Below are 26,492 nucleotides of genomic sequence, written 5' to 3'. Positions count from 1 at the left end.
TGTTTTTGAAGGACCGACCCGGGGAGTTGGGTCGGTATGAAGGAGCCATCGATGATCCGTTTCAACGGTTTCGATACCTCGGGTGTGTTGCGCGGCGTCGCGACGCTCGCCCTTGCTGCCTCGCTCGCCGGGGTAATGATTTCCGATGCCGACGCCCAGCGCCGCAACCGGAACCAGAATGAAGAAGACAGCAATGGCGAGGACCGGACCTTTTCCGCCGCCATTGGTGAAATCGTGCTGCAGGCGCAGGAACAGCAGGCGAACAACCAGTTCAACGAGTCGATCCAGAGCCTGAACCGCGCCCTGGGGAATTCCTCGATCAACCCGTACGAACGCTCTGTCGCGTTGCAGATGCGGGGGCGCGCCTATTACGAGATCGAGCAGGTCAGCCGCGCCATCCAGGATTGGGAAGCCGCCATCGCGACTGGCATCCTGACCACCGATGAAGTGGTCAATCTGCGCATCAATATCGGCCAGCTCTACATCACCGAAAGCCAGTACGACCAGGGTATCCGCTCGCTCGAGCAGGCTGTCGCGGCCGGCGGCGATGCGGTGATCAATGTCGGTGTCGCCAAGATGCTCGCCCAGGCCTACGCCCAGGCCGAGCGCTACCGTGAGGGCCTTCAGTGGGCCGAGCGCTTCTGGAGCCTGAAGCCGCGCGCGGAACGCCAGCGGGGCGATTACTCGCTGATGCTGTTCTTCTACCAGCAGCTCGACATGATCCCGCAGCAGTTCGAGATCATCGAGGAGATGGTGGCGCGCTGGCCGACAGAGAAGAACAACTGGCGGTCCTACGCGTCCCTGCTGGCGCAGACCGGCCGCGAGGAAGACGCGTTCGAAGCCAACAAGATCATGTACATCAACGGCATGCTCACCGAGAGCAATGAGATCGTTGCGCTGGCTCAATACTATTCCTACTACGAGTACCCCTTCCGGGGCGCCGTGATCCTCGAGCGTGAGCTGAATTCCGGGGCCGTCGACCGGACCCAGAACAATCTCAACCTGCTGGCCAATATGTGGCGTCAGGCCCGCGAATGGGGCCGGGCCATCCCGGTTTTGCGCCAGGTCGCTCAGTTGACCGGCGACGGCGATGACTTCCTCAAGCTGGCCGAGGCGCTGTACCAGGAACGTCAGCTGGCTGAAGCCGAGACGGCCTTCCAGCAGGCGCTCAACCGCGGCGGACTGGATCGTCCGGGTCTGGCCTGGACGCTGCTCGGCAATGTGCGCTTCGAGCTGGGGCGTGATGACGCCGCCATCTCGGCCTTCCAGGAAGGTGCGCGCTATCCGTATTCGCGTTCTACCGCGAACGGCTGGATCAGCTTCATCAACAACCGCCGCCGTGCCGCAGCCGACCGTGTGCGGATCCGCGAACAGGTGCGCATCGACGAGTGCCGCTTCACCGTGGAAGACCTGCTGGAAACGGCGACGCTGCTCGGTGACCTCGACGATGAGGGCAATATCATCATCGATGTGCCGGACCGCTGTGACGACCTGTTCGACCAGTATGGCCGCCGCCAGGATGCCGAAGTGGCTGCCAGCGACGAGCCGGCCCAGGACGACGCGGCCGAGGAGGCCGATGCCGGCTGATCCAGCCCGGCATTGCCGAATGACAGAAGCGCCCCGGCCGACGGTCGGGGCGCTTTTGCATGTCTGCCTCAATTGATCCCGATTTCGCCCCGCTTTGGCCAATGGACCGGGGCATCCATGGGGCGTGGCCCGGTCCCGTGTTGTGGGACCGGGTTGCGGCGGCGCCGGTCCTGCCGGCGTCGCTGCGCACCGCTCCTTTGCCTGCTGTGGGGATTTCACACATGACCGTGCCGTCATCGATGCTGCGCCTGCCCGTGATCCTCCCGGTTGCCGGATTGGTCACCCTGGCGCTGTTCATGCTGATGCGGCAATTGATCGATATCGGCGATGTTACACCGGAGACGCGTGTCGAGCGCCCGCGCATCGAGATCCAATTTGCCCCGGCCGATCGGGAAATCATCCGGGAACCGGTCCAGCCGGTCATCGACCCGACCCCGCCGCCGCCGAGCGAGTTCGTGCGGTCCGTGTCCCCGCAGCCGGGGACTGGCGGGGCGGAGTTCGCCGCGACAGCTGTTCCCGTGCCCACGGGCCCGAGCGGGTTCCAGCCGGCCGCGGTCGCGCACGAACCGATCCCGCGCATTCGCGTCGGGCCGAGCTATCCGCTTCGGGCCCTGGAGCGTGGCCTGGAAGGCCAGTGCACGATCATCTTCGATATCCTGCCCGATGGGACAACGACCAATATCCGGCCCTTGAGCTGTACGTCGACCCTGTTCGAACGGTCCTCGATGAATGCGGTGGCGGACTGGCGCTACGATCCCCAGATCCGGGATGGGCGGCCGGTCATGTACCGGGGCGCGACAACGCAATTGCGCTACGCCCTGGAAGAGTAGACCTCCAGCTGCCAGACACACACCGGACATGAAAACGCCCGGTCCGAAGGGACCGGGCGTTTCCTGTTTGCAGGGGCGGCAGCGCTACTCGGCTGCGGCCTCGGCCTGGCTCATGGCTGCGACTTCCTCGTCGGCCAGGCCGACGCTCATCAGTGCAAAGGCCCAGTTGAGGGCGGTCTCGCGCAGGCTGTCGAAACGCCCTGATGCGCCACCATGACCGGCACCCATATTCATTTTGAGCAGGGTCAGGCCGTCATCCGTGCGTCGATCCCGCAGGCGTGCGACGAACTTGGTCGGCTCCCAGTAGGTGACGCGCGGATCGGTCAGGCCGCCCGTGGCCAAGACGTGCGGATAGTCCTGGGCCGTGATCTGGTCATACGGGCTGTAGGCCAGCATGGTCTCATAGTCTTCCGCGCTCTCGATCGGATTGCCCCATTCCGGCCATTCCGGCGGGGTCAGCGGCAGTTCCGGGTCGGACATGGTGTTGATCACGTCGACGAAGGGCACGGCGGCGATGGCGCCGGCGAACAGGTCGGGCGCGAGGTTGATGGCCGCACCGACGAGCAGACCACCGGCCGAGCCGCCATAGGCGACGATATTGCCGCGCGAGGTATAGCCCTCGGCAGCCAGCGCCTCACCGGCCGAGACGAAGTCGCGGAAGGTGTTCATTTTCTGCTCGAGCTTGCCGTCGAGATACCACTGGTAGCCGTTGGCCATGCCGCCACGGATGTGGGCGACGGCATAGACCATGCCGCGATCGACCAGCGAGAGCGGGGTGACGCGGAAGGCGGCCGGAATGGTAATGCCGTAGGACCCGTAGCCGTAGAGCAGGAGTGGCGCCGTGCCGTCGACCGGCGTATCGCGGTGGTAGAGGATGGTCACCGGGATCTGGGCGCCGTCATGGCCGGGTGCCATGATGCGGCGGACGACATAATCCTCCGGATTGTGACCGGACGGCACTTCCTGGCGCTTGAGCAGGGTGCGCTCGCGCGTCGCCATGTTGTAGTCGTAGGTTTCTTCCGGCGTCGACGGGCTCTCGTAGGAGAAGCGCAGCATGTCGGTGTCGAACTCGTAGCCGGCCGAGGCGCCCAGCGAGTAGGCCTCCTCGTCGAAGGCGATCTCGTGCTCGTCGCCGCTGGCGTATTCATGCACGACGATGCGGGGCAGGGCGTTCTCGCGTTCGACGCGGACCTGCCAGTCGGCGAAACCGATCAGCCCGTTGATCAGCGTGCCGGAGCGGTGAGGAATGAACTCCTCCCAGTTCTCGCGGCCCGGATTGTCGAGCGGGGCCGACATGACCTTGAAGTCCACCGCACCGTCCGCATTGGTACGAATGTAGAAACGGTCAGGCCCCTCGGTGAGATAGTATTCGGTATCGGCCTGGCGCTCGGCCACGAGACGCGGCTCGGCGGTCGGGTCATTGGCGTCGATCAGGCGCATCTCGTTGGAAGTGTGACCGCCGGCATTGATGATGACGTAGTTGTCGCCGTCCGACAGGCCGACGGAGACGAAGAAGCCGTCATCGGGTTCCTCGTAGACGAGCTCGCTCTCGCCGCCTTCGCGGGCCTGGCGATAGACGCGCTTGGAGCGGCCATTGTCGTCGCGCCACACCCAGTACAGGGTCTCGCTGTCATTGGCCCAGGTGAAGTCGCCGGAGCTTTCGTCGGTCAGGGTCGCGACGATGGCACCGGAGGCGACTTCCTTGATGCGGATCTCGTAGTATTCCGAGCCGCGCACATCGACACCGAAGGCGACATAGCGGTGGTCCGGCGAGTGCTCCATGTCGGAGAAGTCGAGATAGTCGAAATCGGCCGCCTCGGCGTCACCGTCGATGAGAATCTCCTCCTCGCCGGTCGGTTCGCCGGTCTCCGGATCAACCGGACGCCGGGCATAGATCGGGTACTGGCCGCCTTCACGGTAGCGGGTGAAGTACTGATAGCCGCGATCACGCTCGGGCACCGAGCTGTCGTCTTCCTTGATGCGCCCGCGGATCTCCTGGAAAATTCGCTCCTGCAGCTCCTCGGTCGGCGCCATCACCTCGTCGAGATAGGCGTTCTCGGCTTCCAGGAGGGCGCGCACGTCCGGGTCGAGGACCTCGGGTTCGCGCATCACCTGCTGCCAGTTGTCATCCTTGATCCACTGATACTCGTCGATCCGGGTGAAGCCGACCTGCTCGATCTCGACGGGCCGTTGCTCGGCCTGCGGCGGGGTCAGGGTGCGGGCACGCTCGATCAGCGAGGTGCGGGTGGTTTCAGGCTGCGAACTGGCAGCCGTCTCGGTTGTCATGTCAGTCTCCTGGCTGCAGGCGCTGACGGCGAGGGCCAGAAGCCCTGCGCCCAGCCACCTGGCGGGCATTGTTTTGTTCATGTCTCTCCCCTTGAGTGGCCGCCGGGCGGCCGGTCTGGCTCAGTTGTCTTCGCTCTCTTCGCGGAAGTCCAGCACAGTGCCATTGGTGCAATAGCGCTGTCCGGTCGGGGCCGGCCCGTCGGGAAATACGTGGCCCAGATGGGCGCCGCAATTGGCGCAATGGATCTCCGTGCGTGGCACGACCAGCTTGTGGTCGGTCTTGGTCTCGACGGCATCCTCGCTGACCGGCGCGTAAAAGGACGGCCAGCCGGAGCCGGATTCGTACTTGGTCTCGGCGGTGAACAGCGGGGCGTCACAGACCTTGCAGTGAAACACGCCGTTCCGCTTCTCCGCATTGAGCGGGTGCGAAAACGGCGCTTCGGTGCCCTCATCGAAGGCGATGGCCCGGGTCTGCGGGTCGAGCTTGGCTTTCAGGGTCTTGATCTTCTCAGGGTCGAGTCGCGGCATCCGGGCCCTCCAGGACTTTCGGCGCGTCCAGACGCTGGCCGCGCTTCACCGACAATATGGGAGTGGTCAGAGAAATAACCACCAGCACCAGGCCCAGACCGACCATCGGGATCAGCGCGGCGTTCTGGGGCCCCATGGCGCCGACGATGAAGCCCATCAGGATAGCCCCCGCCGGCATGCCGCCGAACAGGCCGAGCTGGTAGACCGACATGACGCGCGCGAGCTTGTCCGGCGGCGCCTGTTCCTGGACCACCGAGCGGCTCAGCGAGATGGCAATGCCTGCGCCCATGCCCCAGCAGAAAACCAGCACGTAGAGCGACCAGAAGGGCAGGTCGATGGCAAAGGCGCCGGTGGCCAGTACCGTCACGCCCTGTGCGATCAGCATGGCGCGACCGGGTTTCTCGATCTGGCCGAACTTGACCAGCGCGACATTGGCCACCAGGGCGCCGATCCAGAAGATCGCCATCAGGCTGGCGATCTCGGCATAGCCTCCACCATAATTCTCCCGGATCAGGATGGGGATCAGGACGAAGAAGGATCCGCCTACCACCAGCAGGCCGATGGCAATCATCATCACCGTCATCGGCATCAGCACGCGTGAGGTGAACACGGCGCGAATGCCATCGACCAGGTCGGTGACCGGGTGGGCTGTCGATTTGTGGCGCTTCGAGCCCAGGCGCGGGAGAAAGGCGGCGGACAGGCCGCCGATGAGCAGGCCGACGCCCTGCAGGACGAACAGCGCGCCGGGACCGGTGCGGGCGGCGAAATAGCCCGCTGCCATGCCGGCGATCTGGGCCCCGAACTGGACTGCCGAGGCCATGACCACGGCCCGCTGCAGCTCGATGCCGCCATGCCTGGTCTGAGCCGAGATGCGCACCACCGGATTGATGGCGCTGTCACGCGCGGGCATCACGAAGCCCCCGGCAACGCCGATCAGCAGGGCGAACACGACCATGATCCAGTAGGACAGGTGGTCGGTGACCAGGAGCAGGCCGAGCGTGATCGCCGCCAGCCCGGCGAAGATGTAGAAGTAGAACATGATGCCACGCCGGTCCTTGCGCTCGGCGAGGACGCCGGCTGCGGGCAGGAGCAGCATCATGGGGCCGGTCAGTGCGGCCTGGGCGATGCCGAGCCGCTCCGGGCTTTCCCCGAGGGTGAAGGTGATGACGCCGGGAAACAGCGTGGTCTGGAGGCCGAAACCGAAGAACCAGCCGGCGACCAGAACCAGATAGGCCCCGAACGGCGGCAGGCGCAGATTGCGATTGACGGCGAGGGGACGGAAAACGGGCAAGGTGACAGGCTTTCTCGGCGTGGGGGGAGGGGTGCGCGACCGGGTCCCATCCGTTGTCTAGCACAAGTCCGGCGGCTGCCCATGGCCCGCCATCAGCCCGCACGTCGAGGCGGCGACGTACCATTCATTAACGCCGAGCGGGCATTCTGTTGCGGTATTTGGACCCTCAGGATGCCATCATGGCCGATGCCGACCCACTTCCGCTCGACGAGCCGACCGGATTCCGCACATCCACGCGGGCCATCCTGGCACGGCGCCTGGCGGATATCGTCGGCCTGCCAGCCAGCCGCATTACGCCTCGCGAGCGCTGGATCGTCGGGGACCTGCTGTATGATGTGCTGCGCTCCAGCGATGTCGAGCTGCGCCAGCGCTGTGCGCGCCGCATTTCAGTGCTCAAGGAAGCGCCGCACCGTCTGCTTCGCATGCTCGCCAGCGACGTCTTCGAAGTGGCCGAGCCGATCCTGGCCAATTGCCAGGCGCTGACCGATTTCGACATGCTGGAAATCGTCCAGGCCGGGACGTTGCAGCATCGCATGACCGTGGCCAATCGGGAGAATATTTCCGAGACCGTGGCGGCTGCGCTGGCGGCCTATGGCGAGCCACCGGTGGTCGAGCGCCTGTTGCGCAATCGTACGGCCTTGCTGGCGGCTCCGACCATTGATCACCTGGTTGGTGTGGCGCTGGAGGAGAACCGCTTTGCCAGCATGATCATCCGGCGCGAGGAATTGCGCCCCGCCCAGGCCTTCCGGCTGTTCTGGCATTGCGATCATGTCGACCGCTTCCAGATCCTCAGCCGGTTCGCGGTCGACCGCAGCATTCTGATTGACGCGTCGGAAGACATCTTCCCGATGGCATCGGCGGATGGCTGGGAGGATCCGATGGTCACCCGGATCCTGCGCTATATCGATCGTCGCCAGCGCAATCGCGCCGCCGCGGAGCTCAGCCCGTACGGCTCGCTGGAAGGGACACTGGATGCGTTCGCGGTGGAGGGCGCCCGCCCCGAACTGATCAGCGAGATTGCCACCTTGGCCGCGGTCGACCGTCGGCTCGTCCTGCAGATGGTGGACGATTATGCCGGCGAACCGTTCGCCGTCCTGTGCAAGGCGACCGGTCTTAAGTGGCCGTCATTTCTCGGCTTCTGGCGAGGCTTGGGGCGACCGGAGAGCGGAGAAGTGCTCGAACAGGCGCGCAAGGTCTTCGATTCCCTGTCGGTCGAAAAGGCGCAGACCGTACTGCGCTACTGGAATCTCTCGCTCGAGGACAAGCAGGTCGCATAGGCGCCAGCTGAGCCGGTGAGCAGTGACTGTGATCAACCAGGGAACTTTTCGGCAGGTCAGCAGTTATCGTCGGGTCTGAAAAGCGGGGAGTTGTTGTGCCGGTCGATACCCTGAATATCCCGGATACCGTGTCGCTGTGGCGCGCCGTCTGCGAAAACGCGACGGTTGCAATGTTCATCATGAACGACCGGCAGCAATGCATCTACATGAATCCGGCCGCAGAAGAGCTAAGTGGTTACACCCTCGAGGAAACGCGGGGCCGGGCCTTGCACGACGTGGTCCATCACACCAAGCCTGACGGATCGCCCTACCCACTGGAGGAATGCCCGATTGACCGGGCATTCCCCGAAAACAACTGCGAGCAGGGCGAAGAGATTTTCGTGCACAAGGATGGCAGTTTCTATCCCGTGGCGTTTACCGCGTCGCCGCTGCGGGCCCATGATTCAGAGGTCGTCGGAACGATTATCGAAGTGCGCGACCTGAGGCCGGAGAAGCAGGCCCAGGCGGAACGGGAGGCCAACCAGGCGCTGATCGAAGCGACGTTCGAGAACGCCGCTGTCGGAATCGGCCATGTCGGCGAGGACGGGCGCTGGCTGCGGGTCAACAGTCGACTGTGCGAGATCGTCGGATACTCGCGGGACGAGTTGCTCGATCTGCGCTCCGAGGACATGACGCATCCGGAAGACCAGGATGCCGACCGTGAATTGTTTGGCCAACTGACCAGCGGCGAGATCGGCAGCTATTCCCTGGAGAAGCGCTATTACCGCAAGAATGGCGAGCTGATCTGGGTCAACCTGTCGACATCGCTGCAGCGGGACGCCGAGGGCGCGCCCTTGTACTGCATCGCCGTTGTCGAGGATATCAGCCGGCGAAAGGCCGGGGAGCAGCATCTCGAGGTAATGACCCAGGAGCTCAATCACCGGGTCAAGAACACGCTGGCCACGGTGCAGGCAATCGCTTCGCAATCGCTGCGCGGCGAAACCAGTCTGGAAGACGGGCGCAAGAATTTCGTTGCCCGGCTGAGCGCCCTGTCATCGGTTCACAATCTCCTGCTCAAGGAAAGCTGGAGCGGCGCCAGCATGCGCGAGGTCGTGGCTTCGGCGTTGATGCCCTTCGGCTATGGCGACAGCCGCGATCCGAGCTCCAATGACCGGCAAGACGTTGATTTGGATGGTCCGGACATCCAGCTTCCGGCCAAGGCGGCCCAAATGATGTCCATGGCCATCCACGAATTGGTGACAAATGCGGTTAAATATGGGGCGCTTTCGCAACCAGATGGCCGGATATGCGTTAGATGGGCATGGCTGGACCAAGAGGCCGGCCGGTTCGAGCTCACCTGGCGCGAAACAGGGGGGCCGACGGTGACCCCACCAGAGCGGGAAGGTTTCGGAAGCCTGATGCTCAAGCGGATACTCCCGCGTGACATCCAGGGAGAAGTATTGGTCGATTATGCCGAAAGCGGTGTGATTTGCCGGATTGAAGGCAAGGTTTGAACGGAACGATGTTACGGCACACCATCATGCTGGCGGAGGATGACGCCATTCTCCTCATTGATCTCGAGGTCCGTCTGACGGAGCTCGGGCATGATGTGATCGCCGCTGTCGGGACGGTAGAAGAGGCCATCGATACGCTGGACGGCGGGACGGTGCCCGATCTGGCCATTCTGGACGTCAACCTGAATGGCAGCCGCAGTTTCCCGATCGCGGAGCGCCTGACGGAGATGGGGGTTCCCGTGCTGTTCGCCACCGGCTATGGCAAGCAGGGCCTGGAAGCCCCGTTCCAGAACGCGCCGGTCCTCCAGAAGCCGTTTACCGACGCCATGCTGAAGCGCGCCATCGACGATCTGGACATCTCGCCCCGGCGCGATGACCAGGCCGTGCTCGCCGCCCGAAGCGGCCAGTCGCAACGCTCGTAATTCGGTGCAATCGCATGGCCTGGCAGGCGGATGATCGCCCGGCCTCTGCACTTCCTTCCCGACTTCGTCTGGCCAACCCCTGCCTGTGCGGCTAAATACCCCGGAAGCGTGCTTTCGCGGGGAGATCCCATGTTCTACGGCATTGGCCTGACCGTCATACTTGTGGCGCTGTGGCTGGCCCTGTCCGGGCCGTTCACCTTGTCGGGTGATTACCCGATCGTGATGGGGCTGGGCGTGATTAGCATCCTGATCACCCTGTTTGCCACTTTCCGCATGCGCATATTCGACCGCGAAACCGTGCCGCTGGCTCCGGCGCCGCGCCTCATGGGGTATTGGGGCTGGCTCGGCGGTGAGATCGCCAAGTCGAATCTCGCCGTGCTGCGTCTGGTGATGAAGCCGGAGATCGATGTCGAGCCGCGTCTGGTGCGCGTGCCGGCGGAGCAGCGTTCGGATCTCGGCCATACCGTGTTCGCCAATTCGATTACCCTGACGCCGGGCACCGTGACCGTCGACGTCGAGGAAGACGGTTTCCTCGTGCACGCCCTTGACGGAAGTTTCACCGACCCGCGGGGATTCGCCGAGATGGGGCTGCGTTCGGACCGGGCAACCGACGGCTCGCGGGAGGCCGGTTGATGGATATCTTCAATTTCGTCATTGCCCTGGGCCTGGCTGGCGCCATGGCCATCATGCTGGCCCGGCTGTTCGCCGGTCCGACGCTGTATGACCGGGTTCTTGCAGCCAATTCCTTTGCCACCAAGACACTGCTCCTGCTGCTCGTCTTTGCAGCCCTGGTCGGGCGGCAGGATGCCATCGACATCGCGCTGCTGTACGCGCTGATCAATTTCGTGGCGACCATCGCGGTCCTGAAATTCTTCCGCTACCGGTCGCTGGAGATCGCCCTGGCGCAGATGTCACTGCGCCGGGCCCTGGGCGGGGAGCCGGACGAATGAGCGAGTTTCTCGGTTACGCCCTCTATGCCGCCAGCATTGTGCTGATGGCGACGGGCCTCGTCTTCGTTCTGGCCGGCGCCATCGGCGTCATGCGCCTGCCCGATTTCTACACCCGCCTGCACGCTGCCGGCGTCACCGATACGCTGGGGGCCGAGATGATCATTGTCGGCCTGATGCTGCAGGCGCATGACTGGCAAACCGTGGCCAAGCTGGCTCTGGTCGGCCTCCTGCTCTTCCTGACCAGTCCGACAGCGACACACGCTGTGGCCAATGCGGCGCATCGTGCGGGCCTGGCCCCGATGCTGGCCCGTTTCCGGCCCCAGCATCCGCGCGATGCCGGTGCCGCGGTCAAGGCCGAGGCCCTGTCGCCGCGCCAGAAGGTGCTCGAGGCGAATTCGCCTTCCAAGGCCAAGGTCGAGGCGCCCGAGAGCGGAGACAAGTCATGAGCGAAGCCGATCTCACGCAGTATCTGGACTATGCCTTGATCGCCATGTTGCTGGCGGTCGGCGTGGCCATCGTGCGCATGCGCAACCTGTTCGCCGTGGTCATGCTGACTGGTGTGTACAGTTTTCTCTCGGCGGCCTGGTTCGTATCGCTGGACGCCGTCGATGTCGCGTTCACCGAGGCCGCCGTGGGCGCCGGCATTTCCACCGTTCTGATGCTGGCGGCGATGCTGCTGACGGCACGCGAGGCCGAGCCCGCCGGCAAGGGGCGCCACTGGGCCGCGTTCGCTGTGGTCGTGGCCGCCGGCGCCGCGCTGTTCTTCGCCATTCCGGACATGCCGGTTTACGGCGCCGCCGATTCGCCGGCCAATTCCTCGGTCGGCATGGATTACATGTCGCGCACCCCCAACGAGATCGCCATTCCCAATGTGGTGACCGCGGTACTGGCCAGCTATCGCGGCTATGACACGATGGGCGAGGTGGTGGTGATTTTCTCCGCCGCCCTTGGGGTCATGTTGCTGCTCGGTTTCGGTACCGGACGCCGGCGCAAGGACGAAGAGGAGGACGAGGCATGAGCCCGCACCTGATCCTTCGAGTTGTCTCCAAACTGCTGATCCCGCTCATTCTGGTTTTCGGCTTCTACGTCCAATTCCACGGTGATTTCGGCCCCGGTGGCGGTTTCCAGGCCGGCGTCATTGTCGCCGTCGCCGTCATCCTCTACGCGCTGATCTTCGGCATGGACGAGGCCCGCAAGGCGGTGCCCCCCGTGGCCTGCCGCATCGGGGCCGCGGCGGGTGTGGTCCTGTATATCAGCGTCGGCCTTGCCACGCTGGTGATGAACGGGGCCGGCGAGCCGGTCAATTTCCTCGACTATGACGCCCTGCATCCCGACCAGAGCCACCATACCGGTCAGCATTACGGCATCCTGCTGGTCGAACTGGGTGTGCTGATCACCGTGGCCTCGGTGATGCTGGCGATCTTCTATGCCTTTGCCGGCCGCGTGCCGGATATTCCGGACGAGGACTGGTAAGCCATGCTCGACATCCTCATCGACCGCTTCAACTACATCCCGATCATCGTGCTGATGATGACCGGGCTGTACGTGGTTTTCGCCACCGGGAATCTGGTCAAGCGACTGGTTGGCCTGTCCCTGTTCCAGACTTCGGTGTTCCTGCTCTACATCACCATCGGCAAGGTGTTCGGCGGCAATCCGCCCATCCTGGCGGGCGATGGTCATGGCGGCGAGGGGGATCATGGCGGCAGTGCCGATGCCGGCTACGCCTCTGCCGGCGGCCATGGCGATGCCGACGGGCATGCCGATGCCGCGGCGCATGACGAGCCGATGGACCATGAACCGACCTCCCACGAAGTCGCCGGCCTGAGTGATGCTCACAGTGTCTCCGACACGGCGCTCGACCCGGCACTCTCTGCCACCGGTGAGGTGCTCTACTCCAACCCGCTGCCGCACGTGCTGATCCTGACCGCGATCGTGGTTGGCGTGGCGACGCTGGCGGTGGGGCTGGCACTCGTTGTTCGCATCCGCGAGGCCTACGGCACGATCGAGGACGACGCACTCAACGCCGCTGATTATTCGCTCGAAACCGGGAATGTCGATTGATGCAGACCCTGGCCCAACTCCTGCCGGCCGGTCTGGCCGTTCATTCGCCTGCCCTGATCGTGGTGATTCCGCTGATCATGGCGGCCATTGCCGCCTTCATGCCGCGCGGGCGCCTGGCTTGGGGTGTAGCCCTGGCCGCTGCCATACCGGTTGCCGTTTTGTCTCTGGTCCTGCTCGGCCAGGTCATGAGCGAAGGCCTGATCAGCTATGCCATGGGTGGCTGGCAGCCGCCGCACGGCATCGAGCTGCGTGTTGACGCACTCAATGTCCTGCTGCTCCTGCTGGTCGGCATCATCGGCCTGCTGTGCGTGATCTTTGCCTTGCCCACCGTGGCCGACGATATCCCCGCCGACAAGCAGCCGCTGTTCTATTCGGCGTTCCTGGTGGCTTTTGCCGGCCTGATCGGCGTGACCATCACCGGCGATGCCTTCAACGTCTTCGTCTTCCTCGAGATCTCCTCGATCGCCACCTATACCATCGTGGCCATGGGTGCCGGCCAGGACCGCCGCGCCCTGACGGCGAGCTATAACTACCTCATTCTCGGCACCATCGGTGCCACCTTCTTCGTCATCGGCGTCGGTTTCCTTTACATGGCGACCGGCACGCTGAACATGGCCGACATGGCGCTGGTGCTCGAGCAGACCGGGCACAACCGCGTCACCCAGGCCGCCTTCGCCTTCATCGTCGTCGGCCTCGGCCTGAAGGCGGCGATGTTCCCGCTGCACGTCTGGCTGCCGAACGCCTATGCCTTCGCGCCCAGCTTCGTCACCGCCTTCCTGGCCTCGACGGCCACCAAGGTCGCCTTCTACGTGCTCATCCGCTTCGTGTTCTCGGTCTTCCATCCGGACGTCAACTTCGTCATGACCAGCTTTACCTGGCTGTTCGCAGTAGTCGGAGTGGTCGCGATGGTCGTGGCTTCCCTGCAGGCCGTGTTCCAGTCCGATGCGCGGCGCCTGCTGGCCTTCTCCTCGGTGGCCCAGGTCGGCTACATGATGCTCGGCCTCGGCATGGGCACCACGGCGGGCCTGTCGGCCAGCCTGCTGCACCTGGTCAACCACGCGCTGATGAAGGGGGCACTGTTCATGGCGCTGGGCGCCTTCGCCCTGCATTTCGGGGTGCGGCGGATCAAGGACCTGGGCGGGCTGGGCCAGCTCATGCCGGTATCGTCCTCGGCCTTCACTGTGGCCTGCATATCGCTTGTTGGCGTGCCGCTGACGGTCGGGTTCACCTCCAAATGGTATCTCGTCACAGCGGCGCTGGAGCGCGGCTGGTGGTGGGCCGTGGCGGCGCTGATGCTGTCCTCCCTGCTGGCCCTGGCCTATGTGGCGCGCATGCTGATCGCGATCTGGATGGAAGGCCCGCCGCAGCGGCGCGGCGCTCCGGTGCCGGCGCGCCGGGCCCCGCTGATGATCCTGGTGCCGTTGTGCCTTCTGGCCTTCGCCAATGTGTATTTCTTCTTCCATGCCGATCCGCTGGTTGCGCTCACCCGCGCCGCGGCCGCTGCAGTGATGGGGGGCTGACGCATCATGTGGACTCCCGAACTCTCCCTTGCCCTGGCCCTCGCCCTGCCGGCGACCGGTGGCGTCTTCGTCGCCTTGCTCGGCAGCCGACCCAATCTGCGCGAGGCGGCCACCCTGATTGCCGCGGTTCTGCTGGCGTTCAATGTCGCCTATCTGGTCGAGATCGCGCCGGAGCGGCCCGAGCTTGATCTGGCGACCCTGGCGCCGGGCCTGGAGCTGACCTTCCGCCTTGAGCCGCTGGGCGCGCTCCTTGCCGCCGTGGCGAGTGGGCTGTGGATCGTCAACTCGCTGTATTCGATCGGGTACATGCGCGGCAATCAGGAGAAGAACCAGACCCGTTTCTACGTCTTCTTCTGCATCGCCATCGGGGCCGCCATGGGCGTTGCCCTGTCCGGCAACCTGCTGACCATGTTCGTCTTCTACGAAGTGTTGACGCTGTCGACCTATCCGCTGGTGACGCACAAGGGCGACGCCAAGGCGAAGCGAGGCGGGGCGATCTACCTGTCCATCCTGCTGGGCACATCGATCGGCCTGCTTCTGCCGGCCGTGATCGCCACGCATTACCTGGCCGGCTCGACCGATTTTGTGGCCGGCGGCTTGCTGGCGCTCAATGATGTCAGCCCGATGATTGCCGGCGTGCTGCTGGTGCTGTTCGCCTTCGGCATCGGCAAGGCGGCGTTGATGCCGGTCCACCCGTGGCTGCCCAATGCCATGGTGGCTCCGACCCCGGTATCGGCCCTGCTGCACGCCGTGGCCGTTGTGAAGGCCGGTGTGTTCGCCATGCTCAAGGTCGGCACCTACATCTTCGGACCGGCCCTGATCGCCGCCGCGCCGACCTCAGACACGCTGGCCTGGATCGCCGCGATCTCGATCGTGCTCGCCTCGATCATTGCCATGACCAAGGATAACCTCAAGGCCCGGCTGGCCTTCTCGACGGTGTCCCAGCTGTCCTATGTGACCCTCGGCGTGATGCTCGGCTCGCCGCTGGCGATGCTCGGCGGCGCGCTGCAGATCGTCATGCATGCCTGGGGCAAGATCACGCTGTTCATGAGCGCCGGCGCGATCTACACCGCGACCAAGAAGACCGAGATCTCCCAGATGGCAGGGCTCGGGCGCTACATGCCGTGGCTGTTCATCGCCTACACGATCGGCGCGCTGTCGATCATCGGCCTGCCGCCGCTGGGCGGGACGTGGCCGAAACTCTTCCTGATGCAGGGGGCCTGGGACGCCGGGCAGGGCGCCCTGATCGTGGCCCTGATCGCCTCGTCGATCCTCAATGTTGCCTATCTGTTGCCGATTTCGGCGCGCGGTTTCTTCTCGGCGCCGGAAGAGAGCGGTCTAAAGAAGACGCCTCCGGTCTGGGTGATCATCCCGCCGGTGATCACGGCGATCGGAGTCATCGTCCTGTTTTTCCTCATCACCCCGCTGCGGGACTACCTTGAACCGGTATTCCTGACGTCGGGCCTTGCTGCCGAGAGCCTGTCATGAGCGATCAGCAAAACAATGACGACCTGGTGCATCCCGCAGCCCGGCCTTTCCTGTGGCTCGATGCGCCCTGGCTGAAGAAATCGATGATCTGGATCCTGCTGGCGGCGACGCTGGGATTCGTGGCCGTCGATTTCGTGCATCACCGGCATGAATACGTCGACCTGGCCGAATTCTACGGCTTCTACGCAATGTGGGGCTTTGGCGCCTTCGTGCTGGCCGTGATGGGCGGCTGGTTCATCGTGCGCGGCCTGCTGGGCCGGTCCGAGGATTACTGGGATCGCGAGCCGGGCGACCGGGAGGGCGAGCAATGATCGAGGCCCTCTACGACGTCTCCCCGGCCTGGCCGGTCATCATCGGTGGCCTGTTGGCGGCTGCCTTCCCGATGCACATGGTGCGCAAGGGCCTGGCCCTGCTGGCCCCCATCGCGGCGCTGTTCCTGTGGTTCAACCCGCCGGAAGGTGTCTATGTCGGTGGCATCATCGAGATGGGCGGGTTCACCCTCGAGACCTTCCGGTTTGACGGGCTGTCGAGGATTTGGGGGCTGATCTTCATCATCGCCGCCTTCATCAACGCGGTCTACGGCCTGCACGAGAAGGACCGTATCGCCGATGCGGCCGGACTGATCTATGCCGGTGCCGGTCTCGGCGCCGTGTTTGCCGGCGACCTCCTGTCGCTGTTCTTCTTCTGGGAATTGACGGCGATCTCTTCGGTCTTCCTGATCTGGGGCGCCCGTAACCAGGCCGCGTACAAGGCAGGCCTTCGCTATCTGGTCATCCATGTACTGTCCGGCGTGCTGCTGCTCGGCGGTGCCGTGCTGCACGCCAATGCGACCGGCAGCTGGGCGTTCGACGACAGTCTGTCGGTGTCGACGCCGGGCGGCTTCCTGATCTTCATCGCCTTCGGCATCAAGTGTGCCTTCCCCTTCCTGCACAACTGGCTGCAGGACGCTTATCCGAAGGCGACGATCACCGGCACCGTGGTGTTGTCGGCCTTCACCACCAAGCTAGCCGTGTACGCTCTGGCGCGCGGCTATGCGGGCACCGACATGCTGATCTGGATCGGCGCGATCATGACCGCTTTCCCGGTGTTCTTCGCCGTGGTCGAAAACGATCTTCGTAAGGTGCTGTCCTACTCGCTCAACAACCAGCTCGGCTTCATGGTCGTCGGTATCGGTGTCGGTACCGAGCTGGCCATCAATGGCGCCGCGGCCCACGCCTTCGTGCACATCATCTACAAGGCGCTGCTCTTCATGAGCATGGGAGCGGTGCTGCACCGCGTCGGTACGGTCAAGGCGTCCGAGCTGGGCGGCCTGTTCAAGTCGATGCCGGCGACGGCGGTGTTCTGCCTCATCGGGGCCGCCTCGATCTCGGCCTTCCCGCTGTTCTCGGGCTTCGTCGCCAAGGCGCTGACACTGGCGGCCGTTGCCCAGGAGGGGCATTGGGTCGTGTGGCTGGTTCTGGTCTTCGCCTCGGCCGGTGTTCTTGAGCATTCCGGCATCAAGATCCCGTACTTCGCCTTCTTCAGCCATGATCGTGGCCACCGGGTTCGCGAGGCTCCCGCCAACATGCTCATGGCGATGGCGATCGCGGCGCTGATCTGTGTCTATCTCGGCATTGATTATGGCACGCTGTACGAGCTGGTGCCGTATCCGGCCGCGGCGCTGGAGTACGCCCCCTTCACGCTGGACCATATCGTGGGGCAGATGCAGCTCCTGCTCGCGGCGATGTTCGCCTTCGCCTTCCTCGTCCGGATGAACTGGTATCCGGCGGAGAAGCGCGGGGTCAATCTGGACACCGACTGGGTCTACCGTCGGGCCGCCGATGGTTTCGTGCGGTGGGGTTTGGCCATGCTCGACCGGCTGTGGGCCGCGACGGGCAATGTGGCAGACGCCGGACGGCGTCGGATTGGAGCCAGACTGTTTCAGGCATTCAGTCCTATCGGAGCCATGAGTCGAGATATCCCCAGTGGAATACTTGCGATCTGGACGAGTGCATTGCTCGCAATCGTGCTTTTGATTGCCTACCTAGCACCCTGATTTTCCGGTACATATTGGCACAAGAAGAAAGTCCTGCCCGCCTAGGTGGTCAGGGCTTTCTTTACACCTAAAATAGGAATATTATCCCCACCTGGGTGTGGCCGGCTTATCATGGACCCTGTCGCGCGGCTTTGTGCGGCGACTGGACGGGAGAGGATGATGACGGAGCTCGTCGAGCAGTTGGAAGCAGATATTGCGCTGGCCCAGTTCACCCAGCACGCCGTGGCCTATGCCTTCGGAATATCGGAATCGCAGATTAAGAAACGACCTCCGCGCAATGATCGCGCGGTGTTCGTGCAGCAGGCTTCAATGTACCTGGCGCATGTCGCCTTCGAAATGTCCCTGAGCCGGGTGGCCCAGGCCTTTGGCCGCGATCGGTCGACAGCGGCGAGCGCCTGTCACCGCATCGAGGACCGCAGAGATGACATGGCCTTCGATGAGTACATGGACGCCCTTGAGGCCAGCCTCAAGGCAACACCCTGCTGCGTCAGGGAGGCGGCGTGATGGCCCCCCGCTGGTTGGCCAAGTTGGCGCGACCGGGCGCGTTCCTGGCGCGATATGGCGGCCCCGGTGAGGGCTTTGCCGTTTACCGCACGCCTGACCGCCGACGGCGCCCGGCCAAGCGGCTGGCCCGCCGCCAGGTCGAGCAAGCCCAGGCCCTGGGGTTGCTGGAGGCCGGTGACAGCGGCTGGACGCTGAGCCAGTCGGGCCGCGCCGCGGTTGAGGCGGCGCGGGAAGAGGGCGGAGGGCTGGCCGGGGTCGAGCGGCAGGATCTGCAGGACCGGTTGCTGCGCGAGCCGGGGCGACGGCCGCAACGGGTGCGCGTGGCGCCCGACGCGTCGCCGCTGGCCCGCTGGCAATCACTGCTTGATCCGGCCGAGAGCGAGGCCGGAGAGCGTTTTCTCAACGACTACCTGCAATCCAGCCTGCGCCAGTCGGTGACCCAGAACTGGGACTGCCCGGTGCCGATCGGCCGACGACGGGCGCGTCAGGCCGGGGGTGACGGAAGTAGTGTTGCCGCGCTGGCGGCGAAGCAACGGGTGATGGCGGTGCTGGAGGCCTTGCCGAAACATCAGGCAAGTCTGCTTGAAGCGGTTCTGGTGCGCGAGGAGAGCCAGGCCGCCATTGCTCGCAGGCTGGGTGCCTCAAGGCGGCGGGCCCGGGATGCGGTCAAGCGTGCCATGGCCGCCCTGGTTCTGATCTATGCCGGGCTCTAGTGCTCCGCTGCCGCGCGGATCCGGCCGATCATCGAGGCGAGGCCGTTGGAGCGCTGCGGGGACAGATGCTCGGACAGGCCGATGCGGGCGAGCACGTCACGTGCGTCGACGGACAGGATGTCGTCGCGCGAGTGACCGGAATAGAGGCGTACAAGCAGAGCCGCCAGGCCGCGCACGATGTGAGCGTCGCTGTCGGCGCGAAACACGAGGTGATCGGGATCGGGCTGCTCGGTAACCAGCCAGACCTGGCTGACGCAGCCCTTGACCTTGTTGGCCTCGCTGCGCTCTGCCTCGTCGAGCTCGGGCAGCGCCTTGCCCATGTCGATGAGATAGCGGTAGCGCTGCTCCCAATCGTCAAGAAGGGCGAATTCGTCGACGATATCGTCGATTTCGGTCTGAATGCTTGTACCTGTCATCACAGGCGGGGAGGTAGTGTGCGGCACGGATCGAGGCAAGCCTCCAGATCAGGTGCGCAACACGGCGTCACGGCGTGGCGGTTCAGGACGCGTCGGTGTTGTTCTCTTCAATGGCCAGGGCAATCCGGTCCACAGCGACCTCGGACAGGAAGCCACCGAGGCGGGCGGCTTCTTCGCCGGCTTCGCACAGGGCCTCATTGTCGGCGCACCAATCGTTCACGCCAGCCCCGGCATCAATCCGGGTCTCGGCGAGATTCATCGGCATTTCGAAAGCGTCGCCGGCGAAATCCTTCGGCACAAACACGCTGACTATGGCCATCCAGAACGCAGCTCGAATTAGAAACATCATCGTACCGACCTCATTGTCCGGCTCCTCTTCAATGGGGGCCGTTGCAGGATTGAGGCTAGGTCGGTTGATTCAAAAAATCGAGCGAAACCAATACGTACGGGAAACGGCGTGCAAAATTGGCGCGCCGATTTTGTATAAAATTATGCGGAAATTTTAGATTGTCTCTCATCGAAACACCTTGACCCTAACAGACAGTTACCGCGGTGCGTCGATTTGCAGTTTTTATCCGCTACTCGCTGCTGGCGGCTCCCAGGCAACGCGACACGTCGAGCAGGGCGTGCTCGGAGATGCAGAAGCTGTCCTCGTACTTGAAGTGACCGGCAGCAACACATTGCTGGAGGTCCAGACGCACCCAGGCCAGGCAGCGCTCGACTATCGGGTCGCTGAGCAGGGACTGGATGGCCTGCTCGACCTCACTGGGGTCGTCGCTGATCGATTGCAGGGCAGCGACCGAGAGGATGCGACCGACACGGGTCCGGTCAGGATCGGGCGCGGCTTCACCGACATTCAGGGTCAGGTGCGGGGAGGGAGCGGCGTTGACACGGGCGGCCGGGATGTCCATGCGCTCGAACAGGGCAGAGGCCGGCAGGCCGGCCTCGAAACGCTCGTCGAAGGAAAAGTTGAACTCGTCCGTCAGGGCGATCGGGCGCTGGCCGATGGATTCAAGCATGGCCAGGCGTTGCCGGCGATCACTTGCGCGGCGATTGGCCCACTGTTCCGACTGCAGGTCATACGCGGCCAACCGGTAGCGCTCGGAGACTTCACGAAGCTGGGCGCTGTCCTGTTCGAGCACGTCCACGACATGGGCCTCGGCAACGTCTGACGTAGCGAAGCTGGTGGCGTAGGTGGGGTCGTATATGAGGCCGGAAATCGCGGATTGCGGACCGTAATAGTCGGCCAGTTCTCGTACTTCGTCGAGATATTCGGGATGCCGGGAAGCGATGATAGCGGCGTAGGCGATCCAGGCGCGAACCAGTTGGTCTTCGCCATAGAAGGACGTGAGGCGGTCCATGGCCCGGTCGAGATCTTCACCGGACCCGATCGGGGCGTCCCGCAGATCGGCAACGACCCGGTGATAAGCGGCATACTCGCGCGCCGAGGTTTCCACGACACCGGAGTTCTCCGGCAGTTCGAGCTGCAGAACCGGTGGGGTTTCAGCGTTCGCCGGGGCCGGGCTTTCATCCTGGACCGTAAGGGTCAGCGACAATACGGCGATCAGGTGGGTCAGCATGTGGGTCACTCCGCAACTTCCATGATTCCATATTGCCTGCAGCGGCGTGCGGGACCAAGGGATTATGTATGAGGAAACGCGCGCAATCTTGCCATATTTGATACGTAAACGGCCAACGTTCACGATTCAGTATTTGTTAACGCACTCAGCGAAGATTCACCGTGAATTGTTAATGAGTCGAAATACGGCGAGATGAATAGCTCCAAGCGCGATTTCCTGACCCGGCTCACGAGCCAGGGTGCCGTCGTCACTAGCCTGATCTGGCTGGTGACGATTGGCGTGGCCGCGCCCCAGGTCTGGCCGTTAATTGATGGAGCGCCGTGGCTTCGCACCCTGACACTGGCGTGCCTGGGTCTTCCGGCCATCATCACGTCATTGCTAGCCTCGCGGCTGGATCGCTCCTCGGCGCAATTCGTACTGGCCCTCGTGTGGACGGCCCTGGCAGCAACGGTCGCAATGGCAGGTGGAGGAGTGACCGGCTTGGCCGCTCTCGCCTTCCTGATCGGTCCCGCCGTGGCCGCCTCGAGCGGCGAGCGACGCGGTATCACGCGTGCCATCGCCATTTCCGCCGGGGCCGGAGCCATCGTGGCCGGCTTGCAGATCGCAGGATTTGTCCAGCCGGCTCCCATGGCAGTCGAACAGCATCTGCCCTTCGTGTTCGGAACGGCTGTCCTGCTGGCGACCGGCTTTGGGCTCGGGGCCCTGCAGGCCGTGAGAACAGCGGACCGGATCCGGGCGGAGGCCGATCGCGGGCGTATTCGGTCGCGCGCCTTCGACGCCGCGCCGGCGGCCCTCGTCGCCTGCGACGCGGACGGCCACATCCTGGCTGCCTCGAACGGGCTTCGCGACCTGTCGCCGGGACTGCCGCGGGATTTGTATGGCTTGCCGCTTGCGGATCTCGGGTTTGACGATGAAGACCGGGCCCAGCTGGCGGCTTCCGGCCGCCGCGCCGCGCTGCGCGACATCAGTGCCGACCTGACCCTGCGTGGGCCGGACCGGGGCGCGCGTTCCGACATCACTTTCAAGGCTCGGCCGATCCATGGCGGTTCGGTCGCCATCCTCGCCGCCGACCCCGGGCACGATCTGGAGCGTCGCCTCGCGGAAGCCGAGTCGATGCGTCGTCAGGCCGAGGACGATGCTCTCGCCAAGTCGCAATTCCTGGCGTCGGTCAGCCACGAGCTTCGCACTCCGCTGAACGCCATCATCGGCTTCTCCGATGTCATGAAGGCCCGGCTGTTCGGCCCGATGCCGGCGCGGTACGCAGAGTACGCCGACCTGATCCACGAAAGCGGCCAGCACCTGATGGAGTTGATCGGCGACGTGCTCGACATGTCGAAAATCGAGGCCGACCGTTACGAGCTGGTCCGGGAGGAATTCGAGATCGGCGAAGTCATCGGACTGGCAGCCAAGATGATGCGCCTGCAGGCCGAGGAAGCCGGGCTGACCCTGACCGTACGCACCCCGGACGAGCCGGTGCGCGTAACCGCAGACCGCAAGGCGCTGCGCCAGATCCTGCTCAACCTTCTCTCCAATGCGGTGAAGTTCACGCCGGAAGGCGGCGCCGTGGTGGTCATGGCCAAGCCGAGTGGCCAGAACCTGGTGATCGCAGTTGGTGATAGCGGTGTCGGGATCGATGCCGGTGAGGCGAGCCAGCTCGGCCAACCCTACCAACAGGCCACCAATGCCCGCGACATCGACAAGCGCGGCACCGGCCTTGGCCTGTCTTTGGTGCGCTCGCTGGCGGAATTGCATGGCGGGGCAATGGCGCTGACCAGCCGCAAGGGCGTCGGAACCACGGTGACCGTGACCCTGCCGGTGCTGGTCGAGGATCGGGGCGAGGTGGAAACCCTGCCGGCCACCGGGCTCGACGTACATCAGCAGATCGAGCGGGCGCGGGCGGCTTCGGAAAACATGACGCCGGCGAAATCCGCCTAGCGCGTCAGCTCTCCAGCCGGTGCCACTGCGAGGCTTCTAGAAAAGCCAGGCCGGCGCCGAAATCCCCGACTTCGAAGTGATGCACGGCAATGACCTCGCCGCGCCGGTCGAGCAGCTCGATGCGCGCGGCTTCGCGCGGATCACGCAGGGCCAGGGCCTCGGCGGCACTCTCGGAGAAATAGAACACGCTGCCATCGGCATCGCCGGTCAGGGCGGTGACGGAGGCCCGGTCGCCGCGGCCACGGGCCCAGTTGAGCGTCTTGGCATAGGCGGGCGGGGTCCAGCGGGCCCATTGGGCATCCGCCGGGCCGGCAAAGATGCCGCCCACGGTCGGATCGTAGAGGTCCGGCGCGCGGTCCAGATCGCGCAGCACGAGCACCGCGGCCGTGGCGCGCGGTTCGGCATCAGGGAGAGCCAGGGTCAGCCGCATCCTCTCGTCCAGCACGCTCATGCCGACCCGAAGCGATCCGGTGTCCTGGTACAGGGCCCAGCTCTCGACCCCCGGATAGGCGAAACGGGTGGCATTCCAGCCGAACGTGTCGCCGGGAAATTCTGCTGACTGGATCAGCATCCAGGCGGCATAGGCTGACCCGACACGGTCCGCCATATCGGCGACGACGGGGGCCTGGCAATCGAGACGGGCGGCCTGGTCGCGAATGGCGGTAGTCTTCGCCTCGAGTGTCGCGGTGCTTGTTCCCCCGCGCAGGAGGGTCCCCCGGGCCTGGAGCCGGGAGGCGTCGAGCGCCTTGCGTTCCGCCTCGCTGAACAGGTTGCACCGGGCGTCCAGATTGAGCGCCAGCTCACGCTCTCCAAACACCGCCTCGGCATTGTTGGCAAAGGCGGCCGGCGCGAGGGCGGCCAGGCAGAGGGCAGAGCTGGTCAGAGTCGTCAAAAGGCGCATCGGTCTTCCCATTCGTTGAAGAAGGGAATAGCACGCCGGTTTTGATGCCTCGTGAAGAAGGTTGGTTAACAGGTACTTAGGCGGAAGGCGAAAATTTTCGCCGGCCTGAGCTTCAAGCCTGGGCGGTGCGGCGGCGGCGGCGCGAGAGCCCGCGCGCCAATAGCAGCAGGGCCGCACCGAACAGGATGAAGGCCGCATCCCGCGTATGATCGATGGCCATTTCCCGGCCCCGGTCGAGCAGGCTGGGCGCTGAAACGGAATAATCCAGTGAGGTCACCCCACGCGAGCTCCAGACGGCGGCCCGGCCCTCCAGGGCCCGCCAAAGCTCCGAGCGCGCCAGGCTGCGGCTGGCGGCCTCGAACGAGGCCATTTCGGGCGAGGTCAGGGTGGCAATCGTGCGACCCGGGCGATGGACGTCGGCAAACACCGAGGCCACACCGATGCCGGTGATGCCGGAATCCGCGGGCTGGGTGGAGGCGGCAATGTCGTCCGCATAGGCCGCAGCGGCGAGGCTCATGACGCCGCGCTGGCCGCGTGAACGTTCGGCAGCACGCAGGGCAGCGCGCAATTCGGCCGGAGCACTGGCTGCCACATCGCCCTGTTCGAAACTGTCCGGCCCGATGACGAGGAGGTTGTGGCTGGCCGGAGCTGTCTGGGACAGGTCCCCGTACCAGGCATATAGCCAGGCTTCACCCGAGATCAGGGCGGCGCGGGCCATGACAGACAGGGCGCCGGCGCGGTCGGCATCGCTGGAAACAGCGAACTGGACGGCGGTGCGTGAGCCATGCTGGTCGGAGAAAGGTCGTCCGGTGGCAGCGAAGGTTGCGAGGTCGGCCACGGACGCTGAGGGGGTGTCGAGCCGGACCGGGGCTTCGCCAAGGCGCGGCGCGGCAATGGCCTGGCTGGGTCCGAAATGGACGCCTTGGCCGGCGAAGGAGCGGGCTGCCATGAGGCGGGCAGCCGCGGCGGCTTCCTCGGCATTGCGGCCGGTCAGGATCAGGCGCGGCGTCGCGCCCTGTAGCAGGCCGATCTCCGGCCCGGCGCTCTGGTCCGAATTGCGCAAGGCCGCGCGATCCGCGGCGGCCAGCGCGTGGTTGGGGGCTACACGGATGACCAGGTCGGCATTCTCAGCGTCGGCCGTGAACAGGGGTACGTTCCCCGTACGCAGGGCAATCCCCTGGGCGACCAGCGCTTCCAGCATCACCCGGTCCTGCGTGTCTTCGGTGACCAGGGCGATGCGACGGGGAGCGGCGAAATCGGCGGCCAGAACCTGCTCGAGTTCCGCCAATGTCGAAACCGGAGTGGCAGCGTCGAGCGTCAGGCGCAATTGCGAGCGTTGCGCATCGATGATCCAGCCCGGCGTGGCGCGCTGGTTGTCGAAACGGATCTCCAGGACATTGGCGCCGGGGCGCACATCAGCGGAGAACAGGGCAAACCGGGCTTCCATCTCGCGCGCTTGCGGGCGAATGGTGATGGGGTCTCCGCCATTGACGGAGACATGTATGAGGCCGCTCGTGGTCGGGGCCTGGGGGCGGGCGGCGAGCCGCAGGGTGGCTTCGCTTGCCCGGGCGCCTGGCGGCAGGTCGAAATTGATCCGGGTCATGGTCTGGCTATTCGTCAGCACAAAGGCGCTGGCGCGTCCGTGCAGCGCTGCGAGCGACCATTCCTCGGCTGAAACCTCCAGCGTTTCGGGTGCTGGCGAACCGGCAGCCGCAACGGACTGCGCATGAACAGAACCGGACGCGGCCAGAATGGCGGCGACAGTCATCGACACGACACGTACAAACATGAAACGCTCCTCACCCGTTTACAGATTATTAAGCAATTGGGCGGCCAGCAACGAAAATGAATGCACTGAAGACAGATTTCTGGGTGGCGGCCCTTGTGAGACGGGCTGAAACAGGGTTTGCCGCGGCCTATGTGGTTCGCCGGGGAGACGAGGATGCGGGTGCCGTGCTCGTCAAGGTGGTGCAGCCGGGCGGGAGCTGTCGGCTCTATGTCCCAGCCCGGGACGCGGAGGGGGAGCGGGTCTGGACAGTGTTCCGTGAAGGAGCGGTGGGGGAGGCCGACATCGACGCTTATCTCCGCCGCCGCTGCGATCAGGACTCTGATCTGTGGCTTGTCGAGATCGAGGACCGACAGGGTCGCCACTTCCTTACCGAGCCGGTAGAGGATCTTTAACCGGCGGGGCTTACAGTCCACGCTTCCTGTTGCTCTATTGCTCCGAGATCACGATGTTGTTTTTGTTCAACGATGTGGTTTTCGATCTGGGTGATATCCACAGTGTGCTGCGAAGCGGGGTCATCCCGCTCAGCCCCGCCCAGATCGAGAATCTGACGGCTGCCCAACTGAACAGCCTGGTCCGCGAAACGGTGTTCATGGACGCCAATATCGCGCACAGCAAACCCGAACATGTGCGCCACCTCGCGGCGCTGATCTGCCAGGTCGCGCCGGGGGCCAATGCCTTGCTCGCGGTTGCGCCCTCAGGTGCTGAAAGCTGGACGGAGGTCGGTCTGCGCTACGCCCAGCTTCCGATCACCACGCTGGCCTATCTGTGGGGCGAGCAGCAGCTGGGGCGGCTCAACGCGTCCCGGGTTAATCAGGCCGTCTGGCTGGCTGGTCAGTCAGGCTCGAACGACAGCGAAAACTTGCCTCAGGCGACCGGAACGGGGTAA

The 26,492-nt window shown here is 64.6% G+C and carries 28 protein-coding genes; 20 read left to right on the top strand and 8 right to left on the bottom strand.

Annotation, left to right across the window (positions count from 1 at the left end; genetic code table 11):
- Window positions 1-51 precede the first annotated feature (51 nt).
- Together ACXYMR_RS11665 and ACXYMR_RS11660 are read left to right on the top strand one after the other, a co-directional pair.
- Window positions 52-1,587, top strand: coding sequence for a tetratricopeptide repeat protein (locus ACXYMR_RS11665; protein ID WP_458943045.1), 1,536 nt, complete (start codon window positions 52-54; stop codon window positions 1,585-1,587).
- A gap of 221 nt (window positions 1,588-1,808) precedes the next feature.
- On the top strand, window positions 1,809-2,417 hold the full coding sequence (locus ACXYMR_RS11660; protein WP_458943044.1) for an energy transducer TonB: 609 nt from the start codon (window positions 1,809-1,811) through the stop codon (window positions 2,415-2,417).
- An 84-nt stretch (window positions 2,418-2,501) separates the two neighbouring features.
- Here ACXYMR_RS11660 and ACXYMR_RS11655 read toward each other — a convergent pair whose 3' ends face one another.
- From ACXYMR_RS11655 to ACXYMR_RS11645, 3 genes are all read right to left on the bottom strand, one after another.
- Complete coding sequence (locus ACXYMR_RS11655) at window positions 2,502-4,703, bottom strand: S9 family peptidase (RefSeq protein ID WP_458943043.1); 2,202 nt, start codon at window positions 4,701-4,703, stop codon at window positions 2,502-2,504.
- A gap of 120 nt (window positions 4,704-4,823) precedes the next feature.
- Window positions 4,824-5,231: a peptide-methionine (R)-S-oxide reductase MsrB gene (gene msrB / locus ACXYMR_RS11650; RefSeq protein ID WP_458943042.1), complete on the bottom strand. Its 408-nt coding sequence runs from the start codon at window positions 5,229-5,231 to the stop codon at window positions 4,824-4,826.
- Complete coding sequence (locus tag ACXYMR_RS11645) at window positions 5,212-6,522, bottom strand: MFS transporter (RefSeq protein ID WP_458943041.1); 1,311 nt, start codon at window positions 6,520-6,522, stop codon at window positions 5,212-5,214. The genes msrB and ACXYMR_RS11645 overlap by 20 nt, the downstream gene beginning before the upstream one ends.
- A gap of 179 nt (window positions 6,523-6,701) precedes the next feature.
- On the opposite strand from ACXYMR_RS11645, the gene ACXYMR_RS11640 reads away from it, so the two are divergent.
- From ACXYMR_RS11640 to ACXYMR_RS11570, 15 genes are all read left to right on the top strand, one after another.
- On the top strand, window positions 6,702-7,799 hold the full coding sequence (locus tag ACXYMR_RS11640; RefSeq protein WP_458943040.1) for a DUF2336 domain-containing protein: 1,098 nt from the start codon (window positions 6,702-6,704) through the stop codon (window positions 7,797-7,799).
- Window positions 7,800-7,894: 95 nt separating this feature from the next.
- The gene (locus tag ACXYMR_RS11635; RefSeq protein ID WP_458943039.1) at window positions 7,895-9,292 is read left to right on the top strand and encodes a PAS domain S-box protein; all 1,398 of its coding nucleotides are present in this window, start codon (window positions 7,895-7,897) and stop codon (window positions 9,290-9,292) included.
- Between the two features lie 8 nt (window positions 9,293-9,300).
- A complete protein-coding gene (locus tag ACXYMR_RS11630) occupies window positions 9,301-9,714 on the top strand; it encodes a response regulator (RefSeq protein ID WP_458943038.1) in 414 nt (137 codons plus the stop codon).
- A gap of 129 nt (window positions 9,715-9,843) precedes the next feature.
- Window positions 9,844-10,347 carry a Na+/H+ antiporter subunit E gene (locus ACXYMR_RS11625; protein WP_458943037.1) on the top strand — a complete coding sequence of 168 codons (504 nt, stop codon included), beginning with the start codon at window positions 9,844-9,846 and terminating at the stop codon, window positions 10,345-10,347.
- Entirely contained in the window at window positions 10,347-10,664 is a 318-nt protein-coding gene (locus ACXYMR_RS11620) for a monovalent cation/H+ antiporter complex subunit F (protein ID WP_458943036.1), read from the top strand. The genes ACXYMR_RS11625 and ACXYMR_RS11620 overlap by 1 nt, the downstream gene beginning before the upstream one ends.
- Complete coding sequence (mnhG, locus tag ACXYMR_RS11615; RefSeq protein ID WP_458943035.1) at window positions 10,661-11,110, top strand: monovalent cation/H(+) antiporter subunit G; 450 nt, start codon at window positions 10,661-10,663, stop codon at window positions 11,108-11,110. Before ACXYMR_RS11620 ends, mnhG begins: the two co-directional genes overlap by 4 nt.
- Window positions 11,107-11,682 (top strand): DUF4040 domain-containing protein, encoded by a 576-nt coding sequence (locus tag ACXYMR_RS11610; protein ID WP_458943034.1) that lies wholly within the window; start codon window positions 11,107-11,109, stop codon window positions 11,680-11,682. The genes mnhG and ACXYMR_RS11610 overlap by 4 nt, the downstream gene beginning before the upstream one ends.
- Window positions 11,679-12,137, top strand: coding sequence for a Na(+)/H(+) antiporter subunit B (locus tag ACXYMR_RS11605; protein ID WP_458943033.1), 459 nt, complete (start codon window positions 11,679-11,681; stop codon window positions 12,135-12,137). Before ACXYMR_RS11610 ends, ACXYMR_RS11605 begins: the two co-directional genes overlap by 4 nt.
- A gap of 3 nt (window positions 12,138-12,140) precedes the next feature.
- Window positions 12,141-12,725, top strand: coding sequence for a cation:proton antiporter subunit C (locus ACXYMR_RS11600; RefSeq protein ID WP_458943032.1), 585 nt, complete (start codon window positions 12,141-12,143; stop codon window positions 12,723-12,725).
- Window positions 12,725-14,245 (top strand): monovalent cation/H+ antiporter subunit D family protein, encoded by a 1,521-nt coding sequence (locus tag ACXYMR_RS11595; RefSeq protein WP_458943220.1) that lies wholly within the window; start codon window positions 12,725-12,727, stop codon window positions 14,243-14,245. Before ACXYMR_RS11600 ends, ACXYMR_RS11595 begins: the two co-directional genes overlap by 1 nt.
- A gap of 6 nt (window positions 14,246-14,251) precedes the next feature.
- Entirely contained in the window at window positions 14,252-15,733 is a 1,482-nt protein-coding gene (locus ACXYMR_RS11590) for a proton-conducting transporter transmembrane domain-containing protein (protein WP_458943031.1), read from the top strand.
- Complete coding sequence (locus tag ACXYMR_RS11585) at window positions 15,730-16,044, top strand: hypothetical protein (RefSeq protein WP_458943030.1); 315 nt, start codon at window positions 15,730-15,732, stop codon at window positions 16,042-16,044. Before ACXYMR_RS11590 ends, ACXYMR_RS11585 begins: the two co-directional genes overlap by 4 nt.
- Window positions 16,041-17,768 carry a Na(+)/H(+) antiporter subunit D gene (locus ACXYMR_RS11580; protein ID WP_458943029.1) on the top strand — a complete coding sequence of 576 codons (1,728 nt, stop codon included), beginning with the start codon at window positions 16,041-16,043 and terminating at the stop codon, window positions 17,766-17,768. The genes ACXYMR_RS11585 and ACXYMR_RS11580 overlap by 4 nt, the downstream gene beginning before the upstream one ends.
- Before the next feature lie 159 nt (window positions 17,769-17,927).
- Complete coding sequence (locus ACXYMR_RS11575; protein WP_458943028.1) at window positions 17,928-18,272, top strand: helix-turn-helix domain-containing protein; 345 nt, start codon at window positions 17,928-17,930, stop codon at window positions 18,270-18,272.
- Entirely contained in the window at window positions 18,272-18,985 is a 714-nt protein-coding gene (locus ACXYMR_RS11570; protein ID WP_458943027.1) for a DUF6456 domain-containing protein, read from the top strand. Before ACXYMR_RS11575 ends, ACXYMR_RS11570 begins: the two co-directional genes overlap by 1 nt.
- Here the strand turns inward: ACXYMR_RS11570 and ACXYMR_RS11565 are convergent.
- The 3 genes from ACXYMR_RS11565 to ACXYMR_RS11555 all read right to left on the bottom strand — a co-directional run bounded on the left by ACXYMR_RS11565 (window position 18,982) and on the right by ACXYMR_RS11555 (window position 20,981).
- Entirely contained in the window at window positions 18,982-19,401 is a 420-nt protein-coding gene (locus tag ACXYMR_RS11565; RefSeq protein WP_458943026.1) for a SufE family protein, read from the bottom strand. The genes ACXYMR_RS11570 and ACXYMR_RS11565 overlap by 4 nt on opposite strands.
- A gap of 82 nt (window positions 19,402-19,483) precedes the next feature.
- Window positions 19,484-19,750, bottom strand: coding sequence for a hypothetical protein (locus ACXYMR_RS11560; protein ID WP_458943025.1), 267 nt, complete (start codon window positions 19,748-19,750; stop codon window positions 19,484-19,486).
- A gap of 229 nt (window positions 19,751-19,979) precedes the next feature.
- Entirely contained in the window at window positions 19,980-20,981 is a 1,002-nt protein-coding gene (locus tag ACXYMR_RS11555) for a hypothetical protein (protein ID WP_458943024.1), read from the bottom strand.
- 192 nt (window positions 20,982-21,173) lie between these two features.
- Between ACXYMR_RS11555 and ACXYMR_RS11550 the strand changes: the two genes are divergently transcribed.
- Window positions 21,174-22,916, top strand: coding sequence for a sensor histidine kinase (locus tag ACXYMR_RS11550; protein ID WP_458943023.1), 1,743 nt, complete (start codon window positions 21,174-21,176; stop codon window positions 22,914-22,916).
- 4 nt (window positions 22,917-22,920) lie between these two features.
- Here the strand turns inward: ACXYMR_RS11550 and ACXYMR_RS11545 are convergent, their stop codons facing one another.
- Window positions 22,921-23,817 carry a hypothetical protein gene (locus tag ACXYMR_RS11545; RefSeq protein ID WP_458943022.1) on the bottom strand — a complete coding sequence of 299 codons (897 nt, stop codon included), beginning with the start codon at window positions 23,815-23,817 and terminating at the stop codon, window positions 22,921-22,923.
- Window positions 23,818-23,929: 112 nt separating this feature from the next.
- Window positions 23,930-25,606 (bottom strand): hypothetical protein, encoded by a 1,677-nt coding sequence (locus ACXYMR_RS11540; protein WP_458943021.1) that lies wholly within the window; start codon window positions 25,604-25,606, stop codon window positions 23,930-23,932.
- Window positions 25,607-25,662: 56 nt separating this feature from the next.
- Here ACXYMR_RS11540 and ACXYMR_RS11535 point away from each other — a divergent pair, with 56 nt between their 5' ends.
- The gene (locus tag ACXYMR_RS11535) at window positions 25,663-25,998 is read left to right on the top strand and encodes a DUF1491 family protein (RefSeq protein WP_458943020.1); all 336 of its coding nucleotides are present in this window, start codon (window positions 25,663-25,665) and stop codon (window positions 25,996-25,998) included.
- 62 nt (window positions 25,999-26,060) lie between these two features.
- Window positions 26,061-26,492, top strand: coding sequence for a hypothetical protein (locus ACXYMR_RS11530; RefSeq protein ID WP_458943019.1), 432 nt, complete (start codon window positions 26,061-26,063; stop codon window positions 26,490-26,492).

The sequence above is a fragment of the Maricaulis sp. CAU 1757 genome (genome assembly GCF_054482675.1).
Note: the sequence above shows the minus strand (reverse complement) of the source record. Positions and strands in the feature narration are given on the sequence as shown.

What these genes read in the sequence shown, in the direction of transcription:
- ACXYMR_RS11665 (WP_458943045.1), top strand. Translation starts at nt 52, where the DNA reads ATGATCCGTTTCAACGGTTTCGATACCTCGGGTGTGTTGCGCGGCGTC.
- ACXYMR_RS11660 (WP_458943044.1), top strand. Translation starts at nt 1,809, where the DNA reads ATGACCGTGCCGTCATCGATGCTGCGCCTGCCCGTGATCCTCCCGGTT.
- ACXYMR_RS11655 (WP_458943043.1), bottom strand. Translation starts at nt 4,703, where the DNA reads ATGACAACCGAGACGGCTGCCAGTTCGCAGCCTGAAACCACCCGCACC.
- msrB (WP_458943042.1), bottom strand. Translation starts at nt 5,231, where the DNA reads ATGCCGCGACTCGACCCTGAGAAGATCAAGACCCTGAAAGCCAAGCTC.
- ACXYMR_RS11640 (WP_458943040.1), top strand. Translation starts at nt 6,702, where the DNA reads ATGGCCGATGCCGACCCACTTCCGCTCGACGAGCCGACCGGATTCCGC.
- ACXYMR_RS11630 (WP_458943038.1), top strand. Translation starts at nt 9,301, where the DNA reads ATGTTACGGCACACCATCATGCTGGCGGAGGATGACGCCATTCTCCTC.
- ACXYMR_RS11625 (WP_458943037.1), top strand. Translation starts at nt 9,844, where the DNA reads ATGTTCTACGGCATTGGCCTGACCGTCATACTTGTGGCGCTGTGGCTG.
- ACXYMR_RS11620 (WP_458943036.1), top strand. Translation starts at nt 10,347, where the DNA reads ATGGATATCTTCAATTTCGTCATTGCCCTGGGCCTGGCTGGCGCCATG.
- mnhG (WP_458943035.1), top strand. Translation starts at nt 10,661, where the DNA reads ATGAGCGAGTTTCTCGGTTACGCCCTCTATGCCGCCAGCATTGTGCTG.
- ACXYMR_RS11610 (WP_458943034.1), top strand. Translation starts at nt 11,107, where the DNA reads ATGAGCGAAGCCGATCTCACGCAGTATCTGGACTATGCCTTGATCGCC.
- ACXYMR_RS11605 (WP_458943033.1), top strand. Translation starts at nt 11,679, where the DNA reads ATGAGCCCGCACCTGATCCTTCGAGTTGTCTCCAAACTGCTGATCCCG.
- ACXYMR_RS11600 (WP_458943032.1), top strand. Translation starts at nt 12,141, where the DNA reads ATGCTCGACATCCTCATCGACCGCTTCAACTACATCCCGATCATCGTG.
- ACXYMR_RS11595 (WP_458943220.1), top strand. Translation starts at nt 12,725, where the DNA reads ATGCAGACCCTGGCCCAACTCCTGCCGGCCGGTCTGGCCGTTCATTCG.
- ACXYMR_RS11590 (WP_458943031.1), top strand. Translation starts at nt 14,252, where the DNA reads ATGTGGACTCCCGAACTCTCCCTTGCCCTGGCCCTCGCCCTGCCGGCG.
- ACXYMR_RS11585 (WP_458943030.1), top strand. Translation starts at nt 15,730, where the DNA reads ATGAGCGATCAGCAAAACAATGACGACCTGGTGCATCCCGCAGCCCGG.
- ACXYMR_RS11580 (WP_458943029.1), top strand. Translation starts at nt 16,041, where the DNA reads ATGATCGAGGCCCTCTACGACGTCTCCCCGGCCTGGCCGGTCATCATC.
- ACXYMR_RS11575 (WP_458943028.1), top strand. Translation starts at nt 17,928, where the DNA reads ATGACGGAGCTCGTCGAGCAGTTGGAAGCAGATATTGCGCTGGCCCAG.
- ACXYMR_RS11570 (WP_458943027.1), top strand. Translation starts at nt 18,272, where the DNA reads ATGGCCCCCCGCTGGTTGGCCAAGTTGGCGCGACCGGGCGCGTTCCTG.
- ACXYMR_RS11565 (WP_458943026.1), bottom strand. Translation starts at nt 19,401, where the DNA reads ATGACAGGTACAAGCATTCAGACCGAAATCGACGATATCGTCGACGAA.
- ACXYMR_RS11560 (WP_458943025.1), bottom strand. Translation starts at nt 19,750, where the DNA reads ATGATGTTTCTAATTCGAGCTGCGTTCTGGATGGCCATAGTCAGCGTG.
- ACXYMR_RS11555 (WP_458943024.1), bottom strand. Translation starts at nt 20,981, where the DNA reads ATGCTGACCCACCTGATCGCCGTATTGTCGCTGACCCTTACGGTCCAG.
- ACXYMR_RS11550 (WP_458943023.1), top strand. Translation starts at nt 21,174, where the DNA reads ATGAATAGCTCCAAGCGCGATTTCCTGACCCGGCTCACGAGCCAGGGT.
- ACXYMR_RS11545 (WP_458943022.1), bottom strand. Translation starts at nt 23,817, where the DNA reads ATGCGCCTTTTGACGACTCTGACCAGCTCTGCCCTCTGCCTGGCCGCC.
- ACXYMR_RS11540 (WP_458943021.1), bottom strand. Translation starts at nt 25,606, where the DNA reads ATGTTTGTACGTGTCGTGTCGATGACTGTCGCCGCCATTCTGGCCGCG.
- ACXYMR_RS11535 (WP_458943020.1), top strand. Translation starts at nt 25,663, where the DNA reads ATGAATGCACTGAAGACAGATTTCTGGGTGGCGGCCCTTGTGAGACGG.